The 22,687-nt window shown below is 43.2% G+C and carries 19 protein-coding genes; 4 read left to right on the top strand and 15 right to left on the bottom strand.

Annotated features, from left to right (window positions below; translation table 11 throughout):
* Nucleotides 1–22: 22 nt before the first annotated feature.
* Nucleotides 23–1,468, bottom strand: a complete 1,446-nt coding sequence (locus tag CLV51_RS06900; protein ID WP_106527238.1) for an alpha-L-fucosidase — start codon at nt 1,466–1,468, stop codon at nt 23–25.
* 5 nt (nt 1,469–1,473) lie between these two features.
* Nucleotides 1,474–4,056: a beta-mannosidase gene (locus tag CLV51_RS06895; RefSeq protein WP_245898642.1), complete on the bottom strand. Its 2,583-nt coding sequence runs from the start codon at nt 4,054–4,056 to the stop codon at nt 1,474–1,476.
* 53 nt (nt 4,057–4,109) lie between these two features.
* On the opposite strand from CLV51_RS06895, the gene CLV51_RS29860 reads away from it, so the two are divergent.
* A complete protein-coding gene (locus CLV51_RS29860) occupies nt 4,110–4,280 on the top strand; it encodes a DUF6728 family protein (protein WP_342748448.1) in 171 nt (56 codons plus the stop codon).
* Here CLV51_RS29860 and lpxB read toward each other — a convergent pair.
* From lpxB to metG, 8 genes are all read right to left on the bottom strand, one after another.
* Nucleotides 4,277–5,383, bottom strand: coding sequence for a lipid-A-disaccharide synthase (gene lpxB, locus CLV51_RS06890; RefSeq protein ID WP_106527237.1), 1,107 nt, complete (start codon nt 5,381–5,383; stop codon nt 4,277–4,279). The genes CLV51_RS29860 and lpxB overlap by 4 nt on opposite strands.
* Nucleotides 5,384–5,402: 19 nt before the next feature.
* Complete coding sequence (locus CLV51_RS06885; protein ID WP_106527236.1) at nt 5,403–5,705, bottom strand: hypothetical protein; 303 nt, start codon at nt 5,703–5,705, stop codon at nt 5,403–5,405.
* Between the two features lie 132 nt (nt 5,706–5,837).
* The gene (surE, locus tag CLV51_RS06880) at nt 5,838–6,614 is read right to left on the bottom strand and encodes a 5'/3'-nucleotidase SurE (protein ID WP_106527235.1); all 777 of its coding nucleotides are present in this window, start codon (nt 6,612–6,614) and stop codon (nt 5,838–5,840) included.
* An 84-nt stretch (nt 6,615–6,698) separates the two neighbouring features.
* Nucleotides 6,699–7,478, bottom strand: coding sequence for an ABC transporter permease (locus CLV51_RS06875; RefSeq protein ID WP_106527234.1), 780 nt, complete (start codon nt 7,476–7,478; stop codon nt 6,699–6,701).
* Nucleotides 7,475–8,371 (bottom strand): ABC transporter ATP-binding protein, encoded by an 897-nt coding sequence (locus tag CLV51_RS06870; RefSeq protein ID WP_106527611.1) that lies wholly within the window; start codon nt 8,369–8,371, stop codon nt 7,475–7,477. Before CLV51_RS06870 ends, CLV51_RS06875 begins: the two co-directional genes overlap by 4 nt.
* Nucleotides 8,372–8,466: 95 nt before the next feature.
* Nucleotides 8,467–10,866, bottom strand: coding sequence for a 3-hydroxyacyl-CoA dehydrogenase/enoyl-CoA hydratase family protein (locus tag CLV51_RS06865; RefSeq protein ID WP_106527233.1), 2,400 nt, complete (start codon nt 10,864–10,866; stop codon nt 8,467–8,469).
* A 19-nt stretch (nt 10,867–10,885) separates the two neighbouring features.
* A complete protein-coding gene (locus tag CLV51_RS06860) occupies nt 10,886–11,275 on the bottom strand; it encodes a four helix bundle protein (RefSeq protein ID WP_106527232.1) in 390 nt (129 codons plus the stop codon).
* Nucleotides 11,276–11,365: 90 nt separating this feature from the next.
* Entirely contained in the window at nt 11,366–13,501 is a 2,136-nt protein-coding gene (metG, locus tag CLV51_RS06855) for a methionine--tRNA ligase (RefSeq protein ID WP_106527231.1), read from the bottom strand.
* Between the two features lie 157 nt (nt 13,502–13,658).
* Here metG and CLV51_RS06850 point away from each other — a divergent pair, with 157 nt between their 5' ends.
* On the top strand, nt 13,659–14,543 hold the full coding sequence (locus tag CLV51_RS06850; RefSeq protein WP_245898641.1) for a S66 peptidase family protein: 885 nt from the start codon (nt 13,659–13,661) through the stop codon (nt 14,541–14,543).
* Between the two features lie 104 nt (nt 14,544–14,647).
* On the opposite strand, the gene CLV51_RS06845 is transcribed toward CLV51_RS06850, so the two are convergent.
* On the bottom strand, nt 14,648–15,460 hold the full coding sequence (locus tag CLV51_RS06845) for a HesA/MoeB/ThiF family protein (protein WP_106527229.1): 813 nt from the start codon (nt 15,458–15,460) through the stop codon (nt 14,648–14,650).
* Between the two features lie 16 nt (nt 15,461–15,476).
* Nucleotides 15,477–16,838, bottom strand: coding sequence for a sensor histidine kinase (locus CLV51_RS06840; RefSeq protein ID WP_245898640.1), 1,362 nt, complete (start codon nt 16,836–16,838; stop codon nt 15,477–15,479).
* A 443-nt stretch (nt 16,839–17,281) separates the two neighbouring features.
* Here CLV51_RS06840 and CLV51_RS06835 point away from each other — a divergent pair, with 443 nt between their 5' ends.
* Nucleotides 17,282–17,833 (top strand): YqgE/AlgH family protein, encoded by a 552-nt coding sequence (locus CLV51_RS06835; protein ID WP_106527228.1) that lies wholly within the window; start codon nt 17,282–17,284, stop codon nt 17,831–17,833.
* 519 nt (nt 17,834–18,352) lie between these two features.
* Here CLV51_RS06835 and atpC read toward each other — a convergent pair.
* Together atpC and atpD are read right to left on the bottom strand one after the other, a co-directional pair.
* Complete coding sequence (atpC, locus tag CLV51_RS06830) at nt 18,353–18,610, bottom strand: ATP synthase F1 subunit epsilon (RefSeq protein WP_106527227.1); 258 nt, start codon at nt 18,608–18,610, stop codon at nt 18,353–18,355.
* Between the two features lie 60 nt (nt 18,611–18,670).
* Entirely contained in the window at nt 18,671–20,173 is a 1,503-nt protein-coding gene (gene atpD, locus CLV51_RS06825; RefSeq protein WP_106527226.1) for a F0F1 ATP synthase subunit beta, read from the bottom strand.
* A 337-nt stretch (nt 20,174–20,510) separates the two neighbouring features.
* Between atpD and CLV51_RS06820 the strand changes: the two genes are divergently transcribed.
* On the top strand, nt 20,511–21,737 hold the full coding sequence (locus tag CLV51_RS06820) for a purple acid phosphatase family protein (protein WP_106527225.1): 1,227 nt from the start codon (nt 20,511–20,513) through the stop codon (nt 21,735–21,737).
* A gap of 68 nt (nt 21,738–21,805) precedes the next feature.
* Here CLV51_RS06820 and CLV51_RS06815 read toward each other — a convergent pair whose 3' ends face one another.
* Entirely contained in the window at nt 21,806–22,684 is an 879-nt protein-coding gene (locus tag CLV51_RS06815) for a DUF4349 domain-containing protein (protein ID WP_106527224.1), read from the bottom strand.
* Between the last annotated feature and the right edge of the window lie 3 nt (nt 22,685–22,687).

Raw genomic sequence — 22,687 nt, 5'->3', positions numbered from 1 at the left:
CTGTAATCACATTAAATTAACATCATATCAACATTTTTTCCACACTTGAAATTCTGATAGCCACAGCATGCTGAAATCCTTTCTGTTGAATAGTTTCAGGTATTTTTATTTCTACACCGGCAGCAGTAGTTTTCCACATCAGCTTAACAGTGGTTCCTAACAATTGCAAACGGGCACCTTTAGCGGGTGTGAGTCCTTTGAAAGTAATTACGGCTGGTACCTTCTCATTTTGATCCAGCAAATAAATGGCATATACGCTACCATCTTTTTTACGCGTAAAACACACTTTACCATCTTTATATGGCGCCACTGCGCGGGTGCCATAAATCGCCTCCCCATTTATATGCATCCATTCACCGATACCTTTCATGGTAGTATAAGCTGCTTCATGCAACTCGCCATCAGGCCCTGGTCCTACATTCAGCAGGTAGTTGCCGCCTTTGGCTACAATATCCACCAGGTTATGAATAATGGTAGTAACTGATTTGTATTTATCGTCCGGTACATAAGACCAGGAATTACCCATCGTCATACAGGTTTCCCATGGATAGCTCAAAGGCTTCTCAGGAATCTGTTGTTCCGGCGTACGATAATTTTCATACGGACCATGTACACTGCGATCTACCACTATCAATCCGGGCTGATGACTGCGGGCCATCGCTGTAATTTTACCCATATCAATATCCTGATCCTGTGGCGCTGTCTGACTCCAGGAAAGCGATTCCTTACTCTGTTGTTTCAGAGGACGCACCCAGCCTCCATCCAGCCAAAGAATATCCAGCTTACCGTAACCGGTCATCAGTTCTTCGATCTGATTATAAGTATACTGCTTAAACTGATTCCATCTTTCGGGATACTTCTTCACATCATAGTTCACATTTCTGTCGCGCGGCGGAAAATAGTTCCACCAGTAGGAATCCGTGTGCCAGTCTGGTTTTGAGAAGTAGGCACCAGCATGAATCCCTTCCTGACGGAAAGCTTCAAACACTTCCTTTGCAATATTAGCGCGGGGATTTTTGCTGAAAGCGCCATCCGGTGCGGTTACTTTATAATCCGTTTGTTTGGTATCAAACATACAGAAGCCATCATGATGTTTGGTGGTAAATACCAAATACTTCATGCCTGCGTCTTTAGCCGCTTTAGCCCATTTTTCAGGATTAAAATGAACAGGGTTAAATGATTTACCCAGTGCTTCGTATTTTTTCAGATAGTCGTAATAAGGAATACCGGCAGGTTTACGCTGCGTCCAACCTTCATCTTCCGGACAAATACTCCAGGACTCTACCACACCCCATTGAGCGTAAGGCCCCCAGTGCATGATCAATCCAAATTTCCAGTCCTGCCACTCATCCAGCTTTTGGATGACTGCTTTGTCAGTTTCCGGAACATAAGGCGGCTCTTCGTTTTGCGCATTAGCAAAGCCAATGCCCATCAACCCGCAACCCAATAACATCCAAAATTTCTTCATTGTCATTATTTATAAGAATCAAACAAAGTTGTTATTTTCAGGGCCTGATGGATGATTACAGGCGAGCGTTTCGTTTGCAGCCTGATCGTTTTAGTTTCTCCCGGTAACAGGTCAAAATAATTTTCCTCAAAATGTTCTGATGGCTGGGAATTGTCAAGTGTCAGACAAACACTTCTCGCCAGCTTATCAGATCTCAGGCGGATATATACAACATCGTTATTCTGCTCCACTTTACTGGTTACAATATCCAATTGCGGGGCTTCAAGGTTCATATCTTTCGCCGGAGCAAAGTAAAAGATATTCCGCTCCATATTCTTATTGTCTATTCGCAGTTGCGCATAGAATATTACCATTGCCGGGTTTCTGCCCTGTAATAATTTAGCTGTATCAATGGCATGGAACCTTTCGCTCGTATTGTTTTTTAATCTTATTTCATTTAATTCCTTGTGCCAGATCACATTGCCCTGAAGATCAGTCACCATCAGGTGCAGATCTACCAACCCCTGGTATTCATCTGTAACAATATAAGTATTCAGATTTCCATTTTCTATTACATTAGATACCAAACGGGGTTTAAAAGCCTCTTTAACATGGTATTGCAGTGCTTTCCAGCGACCATAATAATCCATACCAGACCAGGAAGCACCCGGCCAGCAATCGTTGAGCTGCCAGTATAAGGTACCCATGCAATAAGGCATTGCCCTGCGATGTGTTTCTATAGCCACTTTCATGCCCTCTGCCTGCAATACCTGGCTGAGATACACGAAGGAAGGAAAATCCTTTGGCGCCTTATAATAGTGCAACATATAGGTTTTGATAGCCGTATTTCCTTTAGCAGGGCTCTTCTGATGCGATTGCATCACATTGGAGAAAATATCATAGTCGTCTTTGGTAGCAAAAGTGTTGATGGTTTCCATAGCAGGAAACGACTGAAAACCATACTCACTCATGAAGCGCGGTATATGCGTATTAAATGCTTCAAACCATTCCATACCATGCCATACGCCCCAGTAGTGGTTATCTCCTTTCGTAAAATCTTCTTTGGTACCCCAGTTACTGATTGGAGAAGAATGAAAATAAAAAGTACCCGGATTGAGCTCCTGCACCTGTTTGGGCAAAACCTCTTTAAACAACAGCTCATACCCTTTCAATAAGCGTTGCCACTGTGTTGCTGTATAAGCATAGCCACTTTGCCAGCCCCAGTTCTTAATGGCTACCGCCACTTCGTTGTTGCCACACCACAGCGCCAGCGACGGATGATTACGCAGGCGTTTGATATTATCGGCAGCTTCCTGTTTTACATTCTCTATAAAAGCGGTATCAGATGGATACAAGGTACAGGCAAACATAAAATCCTGCCATACCAGTATTCCTTTCTCATCTGCCAGTGAATAAAAATTATCATCTTCATAAATACCACCACCCCAAACGCGGACCATATTAAAATGCGATTCCACCATATCATTAAACAACTTCTCCTGTTTTTTGGTGGTTACGCGTGGCAGAAAATTATCCTGCGGAATATAGTTGGCCCCTTTCATAAACACGGGTCTGCCATTCACTTTCACGAAGAAAGATTCCCCCAGGCTGTCGGGTTTATTTACCACTTCTATGGTACGTAATCCAACAGCATCTTTACGTACATCTATTGGTTTTTTATTGCTCAACAAAGTGGTACGCAGCGTATAAAGGGTTTGTGTGCCCATACCTGCCGGCCACCACAACATTGGTTTTTTAATAGAAAAAGGCACATTCACTGTATTGGCGCCGGCGTTTAAAGTAACCGGCAATGTTGCCAGTTGCAATTGTTTACCGCCGGCCTGCTGTTCCTGTACCTGTAACGTGTAAGCGCCTGCTACAGCGGCTTCCACAGTCACCACAGCCTGCATATCTGCCTTCAGTGAATCCAGTTGTTGTTGTTGCCACCATATATTACGGATGCTGGCTTTGTTCCACATACGCAGGTGAATCGGGCGCCAGATACCGGAGGTCACCAAACGCGGGCCCCAATCCCAGCCATAATGATAAGGCGCTTTACGGGCATAAATACTTAATGGAATATCGCTGGCATCATTGCCGGCAGGGTAGATAATACTATCCCGTAAAAATTGAGGCATGTCCTGTTTAACAGGACTCCTAAACAAAATACGCAATTCGTTATCGCCGGCTACCAGCCACTCTTTTACATTTATAGTATGCGATACAAACATATTCACAGATTGTAATACCAGGTGATTATTCAGGTATACATCTGCATAAGTATCCAATCCCTGGAACTCCAGTTCGATCACATCAAAATTCAGGTCCTGCTTTCTCTGTTTCCACCTTTTGCGATATTGCCAGTCTTTTTTATCAACCCATTGCACCGCTTTTTCATTGGTACCTACAAAAGGGTCGGGGATTAATTTCTGGGCTAACAGATCTGTATGGACCGTGCCGGGTACTGTGGCAGGGCGCCAGATACCTTCATCAACACGGGAAAACTCCCACCCGGTAAGCATGGGATTAGCAGCATTTTCCTGTGCATATACATGGATAGTAAAACAGGATAAAAAAATGGTTACGGTTAACAGTAGATATCTCATCATGTCCTTATTTTTCAGAAGTGCCAAAAATAGTACTGATTTACGATCTTTGGATCATGAAAAGTATCTGGAAACAAATATTAAGGTATCTGTATATTGGCAAAAAGGATCCCAATGCACCTAAGACCCGCTATGTGGCTATGATGCATGGGATGAACAGGATATCCATCTTACTGTTTTTGATAGCCCTGATTATACTTGTAATCAGGTTAATAAGAAGACATTAAGCGAGACGTGCGTAGTCATAAATCACTTCTGCTGCGCGCCGGGAAGCATCTTTCTCTCCCAGCTTATGCCATAGCTCTGCATAATCCTTCATTACACGGTTTCGTGCAGCGTCATCTTTTAATAAACCGGTCAATTCTTTTAACAGATTTTCTTCTGTCAGATCATGCTGAATAAGCTCTTTCACTACCAGCTTATCCATGACCAGATTTACAAGAGAGATATATTTTACTTTGATCAGCTTTTTAGCAAAAAAATAAGAGATGGGATTGCCTTTGTAACATACTACCTCCGGAACGCCGAACAGCGCGGTTTCCAGCGTAGCAGTACCGGACGTTACGAGGGCGGCTTTGGCCTGACGCAACAATTTATACGTTTGTCCTTTTACCATAGACACGTTCGCATGTTGGCCGGTAAGGCTCTCCAGGAAATGATCATCCAGGCTGGGGGCCTGTGCTACCACAAACTGGTACTCCGGAAAGTGTTTAGCCATGGTTAACATAATAGGCAGCTTTACACTTACTTCCTGTTTACGGCTACCAGGTAATACAGCAATAACCGGCTTATCAGATAAAGGTGTGTCCGCGGCTTGTTCTTTGGCAGCTTTAATTACTTCTACCAAGGGATGCCCTACATATTCTACTTCATAATTCCATTTATGGTAAAACTCCTGTTCAAAAGGCAGGATACACAACATTTTATCCACGCATTCCTTAATCTTTTTTACCCTGTTTTCTTTCCAGGCCCATACCTGCGGAGAGATATAATAAACTATTTTATAACCCTGCTGTTTACCCCATTCTGCAATACGCATGTTAAACCCTGGGTAATCTACGAGCACCAATACATCGGGCTGAAATGCAGCGATATCTTTTTTGCAAAGATCCATATTGCGTAAAATGGTGCGCAGGTTCATCACCACTTCCACAAAACCCATAAAAGCCAGTTCCTTGTAATGCTTTACCACGTGGGCACCTGCCGCTTCCATCAGATCACCACCCCAGCTACGTATATCCGCAGCCGTATCCATCTTTTTTAATTGTTTTACAAGGTTACTGCCATGCAAATCCCCTGACGCTTCTCCCGCAATAATGTAATATTTCAATATAGTGTTGTATTAAGAATTATCTGATCAGTTTGAGCAATAGTATACCAATAGCATACAGCATTGTCATCAGGAAAATACCTTTGGCGGTGATATCTCTCCGCTTCCTGGTATACAGAAAAAATACCAGCCCGTTCAGTAATAAACAGATGCTGGTGAGCTTCGGAATCATTTGTTTGTTATCTTTTAAGATACCTAAAAATTGTCCCAGCCCAACATTATTATGTGGTCTGATCACAAACAAATAGTAGAGGAAAAATGCTGCTACCGGTGTCAGAAACCCCAGTAAAATCCCTAATGGAAGATTGTCTTTTTTTAACATAGTGTTATTATAGTAGCTTTTAGCGGTTAGCGGTTAGCTTTTAGTAAATGCAGCGGATAAAATACCATATTATTTTTGCTGCATTTACTAAAAGCTAAATGCTAAAGATTAAAAGCTGTTTAAAACGATTTATTACAGGTCTTTCCAATCCTCTTCCAGCTTCTTCTTCAGTGTGTAGTTAGTCAGATCAAACTGCACAGGTACCAGCGATGCATAATGATTATCCAGCGCCCACACATCTGTATCCTCACCTGTATCCCGGTTTTTAAACTCACCGGTGAGCCAATAGTATTTTTTACCATGCGGATCTCTGCGCTCATCAAACTCCTCTACCCATTTGGCATCTGCCTGACGGCTGATCTTAAGTCCTTTATAGTCCTGTTCACTCACTACCGGAATGTTTACATTAAACAAGGTCCCCGCCGGCAAATCCGAAGCCAGCATTTTTTGTGTTACCTCAAATGCTACTTTTTTAGGCAACGTAAAATCAGCATCGTAGCTATACTCCAGAAAAGAGAACCCTACTGAAGGAATACCTTCAATAGCTGCTTCCATAGCAGCAGACATGGTACCGGAATAGATAACATTAATAGAATGGTTTGCACCATGATTGATACCACTTACGCAGATATCCGGTTTACCGTGCAGGATCTTATCACGGGCCAGCTTTACACAATCTACCGGTGTGCCGGAGCATTGCCATGCTTCAATGCCTTCAAAAATATCTACCTGGTTTAAACGTAAAGGAGTACCAATAGTGATGGCATGCCCTTTACCAGACTGCGGACTATCCGGCGCTACCACTACTACTTTGCCCAGCGGCCTCACTGCTTCAATTAATGCACGTATGCCTGGTGCTGTTATACCATCATCATTCGTTACTAATATTACACGCTCCTGTTTTTCCATAATTCACATTTTAACTTTGCACAACAAATTTAAGTTGTCTGCTAAACATTTCGCTTTAAAAGAATGTGAAATATATAGATAATTTTAAAGATCCGATTTTAATACTTTCCTGAAAACCAGGAAGATACCGGCAGCAACGTAAACAAACATAGCCGTTACGTACACGTAAGTATCATACTGATTGCCGGATGGCAGCATTTTTCCTATCAATGGAAACGGCAGCAATTCATCACCGCTTTGCAACGGCAACAAGCCGCCAATATTACCCACATATCTTTTAAGTATAAATGACAACAACTGATCAAGCATCATGTTATAAGCCATAAACAGCACAATTGCCAGCCCTGCACGCTTTGCCAGCACACTTATCAATAAGGCGATAGTGAGCATCACAGTAAGCTGCATAAAATAGTACACCATATAACTGTACCCCTCCAGGCTAAAAGGTTTGTTGCCATAGATAGCCCCTAACACAGCAGCGCTGAGTGTGGCCACAGCCAAAGCTGTCAGCGATAACGCCACCAGCCAGAATAACTTGGCATATACAAACTGTTTTCTCTCCCAGCCGTCAATTACGTTCTGCCTGTTGGTACGGTAAGTATATTCATTGGTAACGAGAATGATCAGCAGTGGTCCAAATAAAACAGAAATATAACTGTTTAAAGAGGCCATGGTAAGCCATATGTCCGGGAAACTGAAGGGATTACCCATCAGTTTACTCACATTTTGAAAATCGGGAGAGCTGAACCTGTCTGCCACCATCAGGTTACCAGCGAGGATAATGATGAGTGCCAGCAGTAACATTACCCAAAACGTGCGGTAGTTCTTCACTTTCAGCCACTCTGTATGTATTATTTGTTTCATGAGGCAGGGTTGTTAGTAATTTCCAGGAAGGCGGTTTCCAAACTTTTCTTACGTAGTTGCAGGTGATTTAACCAGATACCCTGCTGCGAGCAATAGCTGTTGATAGCAGCGGCATCAGGTTGTGTGGTAAAGAAGGTTTTTACCAGTGACCCGGTAATGTCAGCACTGGTACAGGAAGGGTATTGCAGCAAAGCTACCCGCAATGCATTATTATCTGCGGCAGACAGCTCCAGGTAATCGTTTCGGCTGATCACTTCATTTACCGCACCGGATAATAGTAATTTTCCTGACCGCAGTATAGCCACATGCGTACATACTTTTTCCACTTCATCCAGCAGGTGACTCGCCAGAATAATAGTTTTCCCTGTATTGGCCAGCTGACGCACCAGGTCGCGCACTTCTGCTATACCGGAGGGGTCCAGCCCGTTGGTAGGTTCATCCAGGATCAATACTGCGGGATCGCCCAATAATACGGCAGCAATGGCTAACCGCTGTTTCATTCCCAGTGAATAAGTTTTGAAAACAGAGTGTTGACGCTGGGTAAGTCCGCAGATCTCCAGTACGCGGGCAATATCATCTTTGCCACGTTGTTTGATGGTAGCAGATATTTCCAGGTTTTTATACCCGCTGAGATAATGATAGAAATTAGGTGTTTCCAGCAAAGTCCCTATCTGCCGGCGTTCGTGGGCAGTAGCAGGTTTATCGAAAAGCGTAAAGCTACCGCTATCTGCTTTCAGCACGTCGGTTACAATGCCCAGCAGCGTGGTTTTACCGCTACCATTAGGCCCCAGCACACCAAAAACACTGCCTGACGGCACCTCAAACGATACACCAGACAATGCCTGAACAGTTCCATATTTTTTGGAAATATTTTGTAAGGATAGAATTGGCACGTGGATAATATGAAAGATGAAAAATAAAAGGGAAATGCAGCGAATGATCTTATGGCTAATCTTCACTACATTTCCCAGAATTAAAATAACAGTTTTTAGTTTCGTACCGGCTTACCCGTCTTTATCACACTCTGCAGACGTTCCAACGTTTTGCGCTCACCACATAAACTCAGGAAAGCTTCGCGTTCCAGGTCCAGCAGGTATTGTTCGCTCACGAAAGAAGCCTCTGATAAATCGCCACCACACATTACATAAGCCAGTTTATTAGCTACTTTCTGGTCGTGTTCTGAAATGTAATTACCGAACTTCATGGCGTAAACGCCGGCCAGCAAGGCTCCCAGCGCACCACGACCCATTACTTTGATATCGGTTCTTTCCACAGGTTTCGTATACCCTTCGTCTGCGAGTGCTATCACACTGCGTTTTGCATCGGCTATGAGGCGGCTCAGGTTCATGGTTACTTCATCATGTCCTTTGCGCAACACACCCATATCAAAACCTTCAAAACCAGAAGTGGCAACCTTGGCAGTAGCTACGGTCATGAAGTAATCTTTCAATGGTTCTTCTTCAATGCGACCATCTTTATATTCCAGGCTGGCGCGGAGTGCCATTTCTTTAGTACCGCCACCGCCGGGAATTAGGCCCACGCCCAGTTCTACCAGACCAATATATGTTTCGGCTGCTGCCTGTACTTTATCCGCATGTAAACACATTTCACAACCACCACCCAACGTGAGTGCATGTGGCGCTACTACCACCGGAATGGAGGAATAACGTAAACGCATGGTGCTTCGCTGGAACAGGCGCACCGCCATATCCAGTTCATCAAATTCCTGCTCTGCGGCCAGCATGAAGATCATACCCACATTAGCGCCGGCAGAAAAATTGGTACCTTCGTTTCCTACTACCAATCCGCGGAAGTCTTTCTCGGCGCGGTCTACCGCCTTATTTAATCCTTCCAGCACTTCTCCGCCAATAGTATTCATCTTTGTTTTCCAGTCAAAACACACCACCCCGTCTCCTATATCAATAAGATTGCAGGCACTATTTTTCCAGACAATATTGTTGGAGAAATTTTCGAGGATGATGAATTCACCTTCTCCCGGTAATGGTTTATAAGCTTGTGTAGCTACATCGTAATACAATTTTTTACCATTCTCTACTTTGTAGAAGCTCTTAATACCCTTTGCCAGCATATCTTTCACCCACTGTGCAACCGTAAGCCCTTTTTCTTCCACTAATTTTACAGATGCTTCCACACCCAGCAGATCCCATGTTTCGAAAGGGCCTATTTCCCAGCCGAATCCGGCTTTCATGGCATCATCTACTTTATATAAATCATCTGCTATTTCCGGAATGCGATGGGATACGTAAGAGAATAAATACGCATGGAATTGCTGATAGAACTGACCAGCTTTATCAGTGGCAGCTGTTAGCATTTTTATGCGTTGTTTCAGGTCCTCCACGGGTTTGGCGGCTTCAATGCTGCCAAACTTAGGTTTCTGTTTAGGACCATATTCCATGGTTTGCAGGTTCATGGTAAGGATTTCCTTACCACCCTCACCTTTTGTTTTCTTATAGAAGCCTTGTCCTGTCTTGTCTCCCAGCCAATTGTTCTCTACTACTTTCTGCAGGAATCCGGGTATTTTGAAGATGCCGATAGCCTCGTCATTGGGGCAGTTATCCATTACACCTTTGGCTACTTTCACCAAAGTGTCTATGCCCACCACATCGGCAGTGCGGAAGGTGGCGGACTTAGGGCGACCAATCACCGGACCGGTTAAGGCATCTATTTCATCAATACCCAATCCCATTTCCTGCATGATGTGGAAAATGGCCATGATAGAAAATACACCTACCCTATTGGCAATAAACGCAGGCGTGTCTTTACACAATACTGTTGTTTTGCCGAGAAACAGGTCACCATAATTCATCAGGAAATCAATGATAGCCGGATCTGTATGTGGTGTAGGAATTATTTCGAGTAAGCGTAAATAACGGGGCGGGTTAAAGAAGTGGGTACCACAGAAATGTTTTTGAAAATCTTCACTGCGGCCTTCCGTCATCAGGTGAATAGGAATACCGGAGGTGTTGGAAGTGATGAGGGTACCGGGTTTACGGAACTTTTCCACTTGTTCAAACACTGTTTTTTTCACATCCAGGTTTTCCACCACTACTTCAATGATCCAATCCATTTCACTGATGCGTTTCATATCATCCGTGAAGTTGCCTGTTTTAATGCGTTTGATGACATCTTTGGTAAATACAGGCGATGGATTTGATTTGATAGCAGCCTGCAAAGCATCATTCACAATCCGGTTCTTCACAGCGGGACTATCCAGCGGCAGGTTCTTCTTTTTTTCTGCATCGTTTAATTCCCTGGGCGCTATATCCAGCAGTAAAACCTGTACGCCAATGCCCGCAAAATGACAGGCAATCCTTGATCCCATTACTCCCGAGCCTAATACGGCTACTTTATTGATGTGTCTTTGCATAGCTTTTAGCGTTTAGCTGTTAGCTGTTAGTCTTTAGCGGAGCTTCCAGCGATTGTGACTTAAGTTTACCGATCATTGAATTTAGCATTTTTTGGACTTCAATCATCAAGGGAAATAGTATTTCTGTGATACTTTTTTCCAAATCCGGGTAAATTTTGCAGGAGATTAACAATTGCGACTCCATTTCAAATGCTGACCCGATAGCATCTTCCAAAAACTTCTTAAAATATAAATCTGAAGATTTAGCAGCACCTTCTGCAATATTACTGGTTATAGAAACTGCTGCTCTTCTGAGTTGGCTTATCAAACCAAATTTCTCTTCTGAAGGAAACAACTTTGTAAGTTCATAAACTTTGACAGAGAGCTCTAATGACTTCTGCCATACAACAAGGCTCCTAAAATTTCTCATGGGTTAACTTTTATTAACCTAAATATAAAAATAAAGCCGATACAAAATTGTATCGGCTAAATGCTAATCGCTAAAAGCTAAAAGCTATTATCAGCTAACACCGCTACCGGGTTTCACGGCTTCAGCGGGGTTTACGAAAATAAGTTTGCCGTTATCTTCTGCCATCAGGATCATACCCTGACTTTCAATACCACGCATTTTGCGGGGAGCCAGGTTAGCCACCAGTGTTACCTGTTTGCCTACGATATCTTCCGGTTTAAAGTGCATAGCAATGCCGGATACCACCGTACGTTGTTCTGTACCGATATCTACCAGCAGTTTCAGTAATTTATCTGCTTTCTCTACTTTTTCTGCCTGTAAGATAGTGCCTACACGCAGGTCCAGCTTTGCAAAATCATCATATTGGATTTCGGGTTTTGCAGGTGCAGCAGGTGCTTCTTCCACAACCGGCACTGTAGTCGCCGCCGCAGTAGCTGCAGCAGATTGTTTCAAACCGGCATGCAGTTTTTCTACCTGTGCTACTATCTGCTCATTTTCTACTTTTTTGAACAGTAGTTCCGGTGCACGCAATGTATAACCTACTTTCAGCAATTCTACACTACCAGCGTTTTCCCAATCCAGCATACGGTCTACCACTTTCAACATGTGACAGATCTTTTTGGATGTGAAAGGCAGGAAAGGATGTAAGAAGATAGCCAGGTTTGCCGTTAGTTGTAAGGAAACATGCAAACAGTTATCAATGCGGGCCTGCAGCATTGGAACATCCTTCAGTTCGTACTTAGCATGCGGCTGTCCGCTATTCAGTTTCTCTATAGCACTTGCCAGTATCCAGGGTTCACTTTTTTGCAGGTACTGATTTCCTTTTCTGGAAAATTCTATTACCTCTGACAGTGCTTCCCTGAAGCGGTAGTTCTCAATGCTGTTTTCTATTTTCTCTTTTGCAACACTGAATTCCTTTAAGAGTTCACGATCTGTATCATCCAGGAACTCATCGTGCAAACGCGGCACTTTCCCGCCACATAACTTATGCATCAGCACCATAGCGCGATTCACAAAGTTACCGAGGATAGCTACCAGTTCATTGTTATTACGGTCCTGAAAATCTTTCCAGGTAAAGTCGTTGTCTTTGGTTTCCGGTGCTGTAGCACAGAGTACATAACGCAATACGTCCTGCTGATCAGGGAAATCCTGGATATAATCATTTACCCATACTGCCCAGTTACGGGAAGTAGAAACTTTTTCTCCTTCAATATTCAGGAACTCGTTTGCAGGTACATTTTCAGGTACAACAAAGCCACCGTGGGCTTTCAGCATGGCCGGGAAAATGATACAATGGAAAACGATATTATCTTTTCCGATAAAATGTACCAGTTTGGTATCCTCTTTACACCAATAGTCTGACCAGTTATTGGTAAGCTCTTTAGTAGCAGAGATGTACCCGATAGGCGCATCAAACCACACGTAGAGTACTTTTCCTTCGGCATCAGGTAAAGGCACCTTAATTCCCCAGTTGCTGTCGCGCGTCATGGCACGACTCTGCAAACCATTGTCCAGCCAGCTTTTGCACTGACCGTATACATTATTTTTCCATTCTTTATGTCCTTCCAGTATCCATTCTTTCAGCCATGGTTCGTAGTTCTGGAGGGGCATGTACCAGTGCTTTGTTTTCTTTTTCACCGGCACTGCATCGCTGAGGGCAGAATGCGGGTTAATCAGTTCGTCCGGGCTTAATGAGCTGCCGCAACGTTCACACTGATCACCATAAGCCTTGTCATTGCCACATTTGGGGCAGGTACCAATTATATATCTGTCTGCCAGAAAAACATTTTTCTCCGGATCAAAATATTGCTCACTTTCTTTTACTTCAAACAAGCCGTCGTTATACATCTTCAGAAAAAAGTCTGAAGCTGTTTCGTGATGTATGGGATCACTGGTACGGGCAAAGATGTCGAAAGAGATACCCATTGCCGCAAAGCTGTCGCCAATGATTTTGTGGTATTTATCCACTACATCCTGCGGAGACACTTCTTCCTTCATCGCTTTGATGGTGATAGGTACACCATGTTCATCTGTTCCGCAAACAAATTTTACATCAGCTTTTTTTGCGCGCAGGTATCGCACGTAAATATCTGCAGGCAGGTAGCAGCCGGCAAGGTGTCCAATATGCACCGGGCCATTGGCATACGGTAATGCCGCAGTTATTAAATATCTATTAAATTTTCCCATATTATCTTGAAGAATGCTTAAATAAACTTTAAATCAGATGATTGTTTTTGGAATCACCATAACAATTTATCACCTTAGTCAGCGAATAAAAAATGAATTTACGCTAACTAATCTGCAAAGGTAAACAAAAGGTACAATGGTAAAAATTCCGCCATATTTGAAAAAAGGTGATCTGATCGGAGTTACCTGTTCCAGCAGCAAAATGGAGCTGCCCGTAGCAGAGTATGCAGCCGCGGTGTTGAACTCCTGGGGATACCGGGTGCACATGGGTATCACGGTAGGCACCAGCTTCCATAATTTCTCCGCACCGGATGAACTGAGACTGGAAGAATTGCAGGACATGCTGGATGATCCCGAAATAAAGGCGATTTTATTTGGCCGTGGTGGTTATGGCATGGTATGCATCCTTGATAAACTGGATTTCACGCGCTTCCGCAAGCATCCCAAGTGGTTGTGCGGCTACAGTGATGTTACAGCACTACACGCCCATGTGCAACAGCATTACGGCATTCCAACCATACATTCCATGATGTGCAGCGGCATTACTGCCGACACTTTTGAGGATGAATACGTACATAGTTTGTCTGCTGCGCTGAAAGGCAAGGCATACCGCTATACTACTGCAGCGCATCCTTTAAACAAAGAAGGCAAGGCCACCGGTGAATTGGTAGGCGGCAATTTATCAATGCTGGCCAATCTCTCCGGCACCTCGTCACAAATAGATACTAAAGGAAAAATTCTGCTGCTGGAAGATATAGGCGAATACCGGTATAATGTGGACCGTATGATGTATAACCTGAAACGTGCGGGCTGGCTGGACAAACTAGCAGGATTAGTAGTAGGCGGCTTCTCCGATGGAAAAGAAACGGATACTCCTTTTGGACAAACAGAATATGAAATTATTCTCAACCTGGTGAAAGACTATAAATATCCGGTTTGCTTTGGCTTTCCGAGTGGGCACGGTGCAGCTAACTATGCATTGAAGCTGGGGCTAAAACATGAACTGAGGGTTGGGGCGAAGAGTATATTGTCTGAACTGTGATTTTTATGATTTTTTTGATTATCCTGATGAGCGGAGATTAAAGTAATGATATACGCGAATATCTCCGCTCATCAGGATAATCAAAAAAATCATAAAAATCACAGTTAATCTTCTACATCCGGTACAATCTCCAATCCATACTCATCTGCTGTTAAAATACCTGCTGCACAGGTATTTGCCAGGACTTCCGCATCCGGCTGCAGTTCATGTACCTGGGTTTGATTATGCAGATAATCAATACCATAGAGTTTTCCGGCAATACCTCCCGGAACATCCATCAGATATTTTAATATTTCACATACCATATGCATGCCGGTAGCGCCGTGTGTAGCGCCGATTGCGCCAGCATCAAAGTTGCGATATTCTTCTGTTAATGGTAAAGAACAGCGATAGGAAGCAGAAGTAGTACCATCCGGCATTGGCATATTAAAGCCTGCCCACCAGGCCATCCAGTTATGTACTTCTCCTGTTATAAATGGTTTGTTGTGTACGATGCAGGCATCATTGATAACCAGGTGTGTAGGCAGATGCTGGGAACAATCTATTACCAGGTCAAATCCTACCAGCATCAGTCCTATTGTTTCCGGCTTTACCTGTACTAAAATAGGGTAATGCTTTGTATATGGATTCACCGCCCATAGACGGCTGGCAGCCATTTTAGCTTTATGCTTGCGAATATCCTGCATCTGGTATACAGGCTGGCGGTGCATATCATCATCATTGATCACGCCATAGTCTGCAATGCCCAGCACACCAACCCCGCTGGCGCTAAGATATTGCAATACAGGGCTTCCCAAACCACCGGCACCTACTACCAGTACGCGGGCTTCTTTCAATTTTTCCTGCATAGAAACACCTATACCGGGAACGGCTATAGGATTTTTGAAATGCAGTATTTCTTTTTCACTAAGTATCATACGCTTTATCCTTTATCTATTCCTGTGGGAATTCCAGAGTAAACTTACTGCCTTTACCGATGGTGCTTTCCACTTTAATTTTTCCTTTATGTGCATCCACGATCGCCTTTACATAGGTAAGTCCGAGGCCAAAACCTTTTACATTATGAACATTACCGGTATGTGCGCGATAGAACTTTTCAAATATACGTGAAATAGTATCGCGGCTCATCCCGATACCATTGTCTGCAATCACTATGAACAAGCTTTTACGGGTATTATAGGTTTGTATTTTTATTTCCAGGTTGTCGTTGGAGTATTTGATGGCATTGTCCATCAGGTTGAAGATCAGGTTGGAAAAATGTACATCATCCGCCATAATTACCGGATTGATAGCGTCCAGTTGCAGGTCTACCACCCCATTTTTGGCAGCCAGCTGCAATTGCAGGTTATCAGTAGTACTCTGAATCACAGCATGTGCATCTGTCGCCTGCAGTTTAAGACCAATTTCATCTTTTTCCAGCAGCGCAGATTGCAGGATACTTTCCACCTGTTTATTCATGCGTTTGTTCTCTTCCTTAATGATACCGGAGAAGTAATGGATCTTTTCCGGTTTCGACATCACTTTTTCATTTCTGATAGCATCAATGGCCAGGGAAATTGTGGCCAGCGGCGTTTTCAGTTCATGGGTCATGTTGTTGATGAAATCCGATTTTATTTCCGATAGTTTTTTCTGATTCAGCAGGGTGCGGATGGTGAGTGCAAAAGCCGTAATGATGATCATTGTAAACAATACTCCCCCGGTAATCATAAGGCCTAATTGTTTAGCCACTGAATCATCGGTGGGTATAATAACCATCAGGCTTTCAGCTTGTTGATTAAGATCATTTGGCTCTACCAGCGGAATCAACTGCACTTTGTACTTGTTGTTATTGGCAAGATTGCTGTCTGTAGCAGCGTGGTACATCTTTTCAAAACCGGCAGATTGTTTTTTTATGCTGGCTGAGTACCCTGTAGATGGTACCAGCACGGCAAACTCGAAATGTGTAGAATCGAGGTGATTTTTCCTCATATTGGTCTGGATGCACTTTCTCAGATCCTGGACACTGTAAAAGTCGCTCAGGGGAGTTGGCGTATAAGGCAGCGCATTTACGTCTATCGTAAACCCTTTGGGACTGGGGGTTACCCTGCCATCCAGTTTAAACATCAGGGCCGTTTGCCGGGTAGACAACATATCGTTGAGTACATCCCTGATCATACCTACTGACCTTTGAAAAAGCTGTTCTTTTTTTATCTGCACGGCACTTCTGATCCAACTAACCTGGATATAGATAATGCCCATCAGGGATAGTGTGATCAGAATTACAATTACAGGGAAAATTCGCTTCAGTGGTATCATGAAAAATATGTCAGGCTTAAATATACTTCAAAGATAAGCGCGATGAAAAATTAAAAATTGTTAAAAAAGATATTTGCTATAGCAACTATGATACAAAATTAGAAGCTTAATATAGCATCCTTGCTTCCCTTCTGCAATACAATATCACTTTAACGTAATTTTAACTGGCTACTGCTGATTTTATTAATACTTCTTTCCTTACCTTTGCTTCATAATCTTGGTACTAAATTTGATTAGTTCAAGATCATAACAAAGTAATTAAACTTTCTACATACATCGATGTGGATTCGTTCCATAAGCGATTTAGATTTTGGTTGATAAAATGGTAAGGAGGCTTTCTAGCCTCCTTTTTTATTTATACCTATTTGGGAGGGACTCCTTTCTTTTTCCCTTTATATCAATCATTTAATTAAATTTGAGCAAGCGATAAAATTTGTAAGCATATGGTAACCTTGTCGCCCGGCATTTTGCTGATAGCTGATCCTTTTTTAAAAGATCCGAACTTCGCACGTACTGTGATACTGCTCTGTGAGCACAAGGATAAAGGTAGTTTTGGTTTTGTAATCAATAAGTTATTTGATCAATCATTGGACAACCTTGTTCCGGAAGTATTGCTCAGCAACATTCCTGTGTATTATGGTGGTCCGGTGCAGATGGATACCATTCATTTTGTGCACCAGCAGCCTGAACTGATAACAGGTGGATTGGAAATCCTGCCAGGCACCTACTGGGGTGGCAAATTTGACAGCGTGGTAGCTGCCCTGAATAACGGGCTGCTGAACCTCGACAAAATCAAATTCTTTATAGGTTATTCCGGGTGGACCGACGGACAACTGGAGGGTGAGGTAAAGGATAAATCCTGGATACTTTCTAACACCGATGCGGCCATAATATTTGAACCCAAAGAGCAACAAATCTGGCAACAATCCCTCAAAAATCTCGGTAGTACCTTTGCCATGATGGCAAACTTCCCGATTGACCCATCCTTAAATTAATGGTAATATTCTGAGTTAGAAGGACATCGGAGCAGCACGCTCCCGGAAGTGAAAAATGAACAGAATGAATGCTGTTTATTTAAAACAAATTAAATATCTTGCTAAAGTAATTGCTAATAAAAAACGATAGCATAACCCGTTTTCAGGTAAGCATAACCGATAAGAATACACCTATGAAGGCAAAACCTATGAAAAACATTTTGCTTCTTCTATAGACCGATACCAGATTTTTTACCTGATCACTCATTTTAATTATTATCGAAAATTATCATCAAAGGCATATTCATTAGGTAATATACATAGCCCTTGATAAGGCTGTCTATTGATGTACATGCATGACTGCGGATTATCTCGTATAACCCGTGCAGGTAATGTATTGTGCATAGATGAATAGAGCGGAAATCCCGGTGGGTAATCTTACGCATTACCGGGTCATCTAAGATTGGAATAGTTAGGACAAAACAAAGGCCGGGTAATCTTACCCGGCCTGGCTTTTATTATCTTTTACTGTTGGTATGCTTATTTTCCCACTGCTACAGCGCCTTCTACGAGTACGGTAGCCTTATTGCGCAACACTTCTACAAATCCACCGCTGATAGTAAAAAACTCAGCATGCGTTTTATCTTTCAGCACTTTCATTTTACCATTTCCGAGAGCTGCAATTAATGGCGCATGTTTATCCAGTATTTCAAAAGAACCGTCAATGCCCGGCAGTTGTACTCCGTACACTTCGCCAGCATATAATTTTCTTTCTGGTGTTAATACTTCTAATAGCATGTTATAATCGTAAATGGTGAAGGGTGAATGATCCCGGCAAAACCGGGATCATTGACTTAATTAGTTATTCGCTGCTTCCAGTAATTTCTTACCTTTTTCAATAGCTGCTTCGATGTTACCTACCAGGTTAAAAGCTGCTTCAGGATACTCATCTACTTCACCGTCCATGATCATGTTAAAACCACGGATAGTTTCTTCGATAGGTACCAGTACACCTTTCAGACCGGTAAACTGTTCTGCTACGTGGAAAGGCTGTGACAAGAAACGTTGTACACGGCGGGCACGGGATACAGTCAGTTTATCTTCGTCGCTCAATTCATCCAGACCGAGGATCGCGATGATATCTTGCAGTTCTTTATAACGTTGCAGGATCATTTTCACACGCTGAGCACAGTTGTAGTGTGCTTCACCTACGATAGAAGGAGACAGGATACGGGAGGTGGATTCCAGCGGGCTCACAGCAGGGTAGATACCAAGATCGGAGATCTTACGATCCAATACCGTGGTAGCATCCAGGTGGGAGAACGTTGTAGCCGGAGCCGGATCTGTCAAGTCATCCGCAGGTACATAAACCGCCTGTACGGATGTGATGGAACCATTTTTAGTAGAGGTGATACGTTCCTGCATCAGACCCATTTCAGTAGCCAGTGTAGGCTGGTAACCCACCGCAGAAGGCATACGACCTAACAGCGCGGATACTTCAGAACCTGCCTGGGTGAAACGGAAGATGTTATCTACGAAGAACAGGATATCTTTACCACCACCTGCAGTACCATCTCCATCACGGAAATATTCTGCCAGTGTTAAACCGGACAAAGCCACACGTGCACGGGCACCAGGAGGTTCGTTCATCTGACCAAACACAAACGTAGCCTGTGATTGTTTCAGTAATTCTTTATCTACAGCGGTAACATCCCAGTCACCGTGTTCCATGGATTCTTTAAATTTATCACCGTATTTAACGATGTTTGCTTCAATCATCTCACGCATCAGATCGTTCCCTTCACGGGTACGCTCACCAACACCGGCAAATACAGACAAACCTTCGTAGCCTTTTGCAATGTTGTTGATCAATTCCTGAATCAATACAGTTTTACCTACACCGGCACCACCGAACAAACCAATTTTACCACCTTTTGCGTATGGCTCAATCAGGTCAATTACTTTGATACCAGTAAACAATACTTCTGTGTCAGTAGCCAGATCCTCAAATTTAGGAGGATCGCGGTGAATAGGATAACCGTCTGTATTGTCGACATCGCCCAAACCGTCAATAGCTTCACCTATCACATTGAACAAACGTCCTTTAACCTGGTCGCCAACTGGCATTTTAATAGGCGCGCCTTTATCAACTACAGCCATGCCACGAACCATACCGTCTGTGGAGTCCATTGCCACGCAACGTACACTGTCTTCACCCAGGTGTTGTTGTACTTCTAATACTACCTTCTGACCATTTTCGCGGGTAATTTCCAATGCGCTGTAGATTTCGGGCAATTTGTCATCAAAGTGCACGTCCACCACGGGACCGATAATTTGTTTGATCTTACCTGTGTTAGGCATATTTTTAAAGAGGTTTATAAAATACTAAAATGTTACTTCCTCAAAAACTGAAAGCACTCGCAAACAGTTTCTAAAATTTGCCGCAAAGGTAATAGTTAATGGGTGAAAATCAAAACGCTATTGCCGAAAAAAATCCTTTTCCCGTCGCATTCCTGACCAGTTTTACCATTAATAAACTTTTATGTCCCGCCAATGTAAAGCGCAGCCTATCAAATTATTAATTTTTACTATTTATAAATAACATTAAAATAGCTGGCCCCATTCATATAAAAATAACTCCCTTTTATCCTTTGCATATTATTTTTAGCCCCTATCCACATATAGTTAATATATAAATATGAAAAAAGTCAACAGTGAACAATCCCGCAGGTCATTCCTCAGTAATCTTTCTAAAGCAGGATTATTGGGCGTAACCGGACTGGCTCCTGCTGTAGCCAAAGCCGGTATCCTGTCCAAACATGAAAAACAAAACGATACAGCACATGCATTCCTCTGTAAACCCTATCTGCAATATCCCGGTCCGCATACCATTTCCGTGATGTGGCTCACGGCACGCCCCTGTTACAGCTGGATACAATTCGGTACAGACGGACAACTGAACCAGAAAGCACATCATGTGAGTGATGGCCTGGTAGACGCCAACAACCGCCTGCACCGTATCGAACTGGATAACTTGCAGCCCGGAAAAAAATATAGCTACAAGGTGTACTCAAAAGATATCTTATCCTTTGAGCCTTACAAGCTCACCTACGGCACTATTATAGAAAGTGATACCTACACCTTCACTGCACCTGATCCGCAGGCTAAAGAAGTCTCCTGGGTTATTATTAATGATATCCATGATCACCCGGCATCGATTCCTCATCTCCTGAAAATGAACGGCAACGACCCGTATGATTTTGTATTTTTCAATGGAGATGTATTTGACTATCAGTCGGACGAGCAGCAGATCATAGACCATATGCTCACGCCCTGTGGCGATACTTTTTCCACACAAACCCCTTTCCTGTACGTACGCGGCAACCACGAAACCCGCGGTAAGTACGCCCGTGAATGGCATCAGTATTTCGACAATCCTGGCCATGCCAATTACTTTTCCTTTACCTGGGGACCTGTATTCGCTATTGTACTGGACACAGGAGAAGATAAAGAAGATGAACACCCTGTATATGGCGGCATTGTTGACTTTGACGCCTATCGCGCGCAGCAGGCCAGGTGGCTGGAACAGCAACTGCAAAGCACCGCCTTTAAAAAAGCAAAGCACAAAGTGGTGATGATGCATATCCCGCATTATCATTCCGGCGAATGGCATGGCTCAACACATTGCCGCGAAATGTTCGGTGAACTCTTTAACAAACATAAAATCGATATCCTTATTTGCGGCCACACGCACCAATACGGCGTGTACGCTCCTGTTGCAGGACAACATGAATATCCGCTGATCATTGGTGGTGGCCCTAAAGAAGGCTACCGGACCCTGATAAAAATAAAGGCTGATCAAAAAAAGCTGGTCCTGACCATGCTGAAAGATGACGGTACCAAAGTAGGAGAATACATGGTGTAAATATAAGGTAAATAGGGAGTAAACAGGGAGTAAGTACAAAGTGCCGGAGTGGTACTCCGGCACTTATATTAATCTTTTTTATTAGTAGCAGCGATAAATGCATTACCCAATGCCAACAATTTCAACAGCACCCAGGCAGCAGCGGCGGCAAAAAACACACTTGCCACAAAAACAGCAAAGTACCTGATCGTCCACTCCAGCGATACTTTCAACCTGGTAACAAAACTGATGGTCTTCTCTGCCGCTCCTTCGTACATAGAAAATTGTACTGTACAGAATTCATTCTCCGAATCAAAATCTCCCAGCTCTACACCCAGATCCTGCAGTTGCGTTTCTACCTCAAAGATCTTATCATGTAACGCTATAAAGTCTTCAATCTTCCCGTCTTTTGCCTTCAGGTCATTGAAAGAAGCGAGTGTTTTTTCGAGAGATATTTTCCTGGCATTGAGCTTACGGTATTCATTAGTCTTATCAACTTTGGTGATCTCCGTAGATTTGGTGATCCCAATACCCTGCGTGGCCGTATAAAAAGAATCAAATTTCTCCGGCAATACGCCCAGCAGCAGCTGTAATTTGCGATTGCCTTTATTCCCGGATTCCTGCTGGTATTGTACAATCGCATCAAATTTTCTGATAGTGTTATGCAACAACTTTTCATCCTCCGGAAAATGCGTGGACTTTGATCGTACATTGGCTACTTTCTCATATTTCTGATTGCTGGAAACATTGACAGGTGCTGTATTTGTGGTGCTAAAGGATTTCATTTTTTCAGAAGCATAATTCCTTCTGTACTTCATACCGGATAAAAAATTATCGCTTCCCAACTCATCATACTGGTGGCCTTTGTAGCAGTACCCATAGAGGATCCGGAAAAGAAACATTAAAATAAAAATAGCAGCAAATATCAGGGCGATGCGCCTGAATTTTTGTTTTACAACAGAGAACATAGG

The organism is Chitinophaga niastensis, assembly GCF_003014755.1.
In the GTDB taxonomy this organism is placed as follows: Bacteria; Bacteroidota; Bacteroidia; order Chitinophagales; family Chitinophagaceae; genus Chitinophaga; species Chitinophaga niastensis.
Note: the sequence above shows the minus strand (reverse complement) of the source record. Positions and strands in the feature narration are given on the sequence as shown.

Excerpts from the sequence above, each read along its gene's own strand:
- CLV51_RS06900 (WP_106527238.1), bottom strand. The coding sequence starts at position 1,468 with ATGAAGAAATTTTGGATGTTATTGGGTTGCGGGTTGATGGGCATTGGC.
- CLV51_RS06895 (WP_245898642.1), bottom strand. The coding sequence starts at position 4,056 with ATGATGAGATATCTACTGTTAACCGTAACCATTTTTTTATCCTGTTTT.
- CLV51_RS29860 (WP_342748448.1), top strand. The coding sequence starts at position 4,110 with ATGAAAAGTATCTGGAAACAAATATTAAGGTATCTGTATATTGGCAAA.
- CLV51_RS06885 (WP_106527236.1), bottom strand. The coding sequence starts at position 5,705 with ATGTTAAAAAAAGACAATCTTCCATTAGGGATTTTACTGGGGTTTCTG.
- surE (WP_106527235.1), bottom strand. The coding sequence starts at position 6,614 with ATGGAAAAACAGGAGCGTGTAATATTAGTAACGAATGATGATGGTATA.
- CLV51_RS06875 (WP_106527234.1), bottom strand. The coding sequence starts at position 7,478 with ATGAAACAAATAATACATACAGAGTGGCTGAAAGTGAAGAACTACCGC.
- CLV51_RS06865 (WP_106527233.1), bottom strand. The coding sequence starts at position 10,866 with ATGCAAAGACACATCAATAAAGTAGCCGTATTAGGCTCGGGAGTAATG.
- CLV51_RS06860 (WP_106527232.1), bottom strand. The coding sequence starts at position 11,275 with ATGAGAAATTTTAGGAGCCTTGTTGTATGGCAGAAGTCATTAGAGCTC.
- metG (WP_106527231.1), bottom strand. The coding sequence starts at position 13,501 with ATGGGAAAATTTAATAGATATTTAATAACTGCGGCATTACCGTATGCC.
- CLV51_RS06845 (WP_106527229.1), bottom strand. The coding sequence starts at position 15,460 with ATGATACTTAGTGAAAAAGAAATACTGCATTTCAAAAATCCTATAGCC.
- CLV51_RS06840 (WP_245898640.1), bottom strand. The coding sequence starts at position 16,838 with ATGATACCACTGAAGCGAATTTTCCCTGTAATTGTAATTCTGATCACA.
- CLV51_RS06835 (WP_106527228.1), top strand. The coding sequence starts at position 17,282 with ATGGTAACCTTGTCGCCCGGCATTTTGCTGATAGCTGATCCTTTTTTA.
- atpC (WP_106527227.1), bottom strand. The coding sequence starts at position 18,610 with ATGCTATTAGAAGTATTAACACCAGAAAGAAAATTATATGCTGGCGAA.
- atpD (WP_106527226.1), bottom strand. The coding sequence starts at position 20,173 with ATGCCTAACACAGGTAAGATCAAACAAATTATCGGTCCCGTGGTGGAC.
- CLV51_RS06820 (WP_106527225.1), top strand. The coding sequence starts at position 20,511 with ATGAAAAAAGTCAACAGTGAACAATCCCGCAGGTCATTCCTCAGTAAT.
- CLV51_RS06815 (WP_106527224.1), bottom strand. The coding sequence starts at position 22,684 with ATGTTCTCTGTTGTAAAACAAAAATTCAGGCGCATCGCCCTGATATTT.